Here is a 1,713-nt window from a genome sequence, read left to right as displayed (position 1 = left end):
GCCTTCCTTTTCGGTTGGTTGATGTTGTAAGAGATTCCTTTGGAAAACATTTAAACAAAACAAAGCAAGTCAGTAATGATTTGTTCTGTCAGTTTCAAACTTGCATCGTGTTCACCTATTCCGGTGGCATGGTGCGCGAAATGTGCCGGTCACTTCGGTGGTCGTGCAATTCAACATTTACGGAGAGTTTGATCCTGGCTCAGGACGAACGCTGGCGGCGTGCTTAACACATGCAAGTCGAACGATGAAGCCCAGCTTGCTGGGTGGATTAGTGGCGAACGGGTGAGTAACACGTGAGTAACCTGCCCTTGACTCTGGGATAAGCGTTGGAAACGACGTCTAATACCGGATACGAGCTTCCACCGCATGGTGAGTTGCTGGAAAGAATTTTGGTCAAGGATGGACTCGCGGCCTATCAGCTTGTTGGTGAGGTAATGGCTCACCAAGGCGACGACGGGTAGCCGGCCTGAGAGGGTGACCGGCCACACTGGGACTGAGACACGGCCCAGACTCCTACGGGAGGCAGCAGTGGGGAATATTGCACAATGGGCGAAAGCCTGATGCAGCAACGCCGCGTGAGGGACGACGGCCTTCGGGTTGTAAACCTCTTTTAGCAGGGAAGAAGCGAAAGTGACGGTACCTGCAGAAAAAGCACCGGCTAACTACGTGCCAGCAGCCGCGGTAATACGTAGGGTGCAAGCGTTGTCCGGAATTATTGGGCGTAAAGAGCTCGTAGGCGGTTTGTCGCGTCTGCTGTGAAATCCCGAGGCTCAACCTCGGGTCTGCAGTGGGTACGGGCAGACTAGAGTGCGGTAGGGGAGATTGGAATTCCTGGTGTAGCGGTGGAATGCGCAGATATCAGGAGGAACACCGATGGCGAAGGCAGATCTCTGGGCCGCTACTGACGCTGAGGAGCGAAAGGGTGGGGAGCAAACAGGCTTAGATACCCTGGTAGTCCACCCCGTAAACGTTGGGCGCTAGATGTGGGGACCATTCCACGGTTTCCGTGTCGTAGCTAACGCATTAAGCGCCCCGCCTGGGGAGTACGGCCGCAAGGCTAAAACTCAAAGGAATTGACGGGGGCCCGCACAAGCGGCGGAGCATGCGGATTAATTCGATGCAACGCGAAGAACCTTACCAAGGCTTGACATATACGAGAACGGGCCAGAAATGGTCAACTCTTTGGACACTCGTAAACAGGTGGTGCATGGTTGTCGTCAGCTCGTGTCGTGAGATGTTGGGTTAAGTCCCGCAACGAGCGCAACCCTCGTTCTATGTTGCCAGCACGTAATGGTGGGAACTCATGGGATACTGCCGGGGTCAACTCGGAGGAAGGTGGGGACGACGTCAAATCATCATGCCCCTTATGTCTTGGGCTTCACGCATGCTACAATGGCCAGTACAAAGGGCTGCAATACCGTAAGGTGGAGCGAATCCCAAAAAGCTGGTCCCAGTTCGGATTGAGGTCTGCAACTCGACCTCATGAAGTCGGAGTCGCTAGTAATCGCAGATCAGCAACGCTGCGGTGAATACGTTCCCGGGCCTTGTACACACCGCCCGTCAAGTCATGAAAGTCGGTAACACCCGAAGCCAGTGGCCTAACCGCAAGGATGGAGCTGTCTAAGGTGGGATCGGTAATTAGGACTAAGTCGTAACAAGGTAGCCGTACCGGAAGGTGCGGCTGGATCACCTCCTTTCTAAGGAGCATGTGCA

General features: G+C 54.3%; 1 rRNA gene. It reads left to right on the top strand.

The annotated features are described in order from the left end of the window. Positions 1 to 176: 176 nt before the first annotated feature. Positions 177 to 1,697, top strand: a 16S ribosomal RNA gene (locus tag ITJ62_RS18830). Positions 1,698 to 1,713 lie beyond the last annotated feature (16 nt).

The sequence above is a fragment of the Plantibacter sp. VKM Ac-2876 genome (assembly GCF_015350715.1).
GTDB classification, from domain to species: Bacteria; Actinomycetota; Actinomycetes; order Actinomycetales; family Microbacteriaceae; genus Plantibacter; species Plantibacter auratus.
The sequence above is the reverse complement of the archived record's forward strand: the minus strand, read 5'-3'. Positions and strand labels throughout refer to the sequence as shown.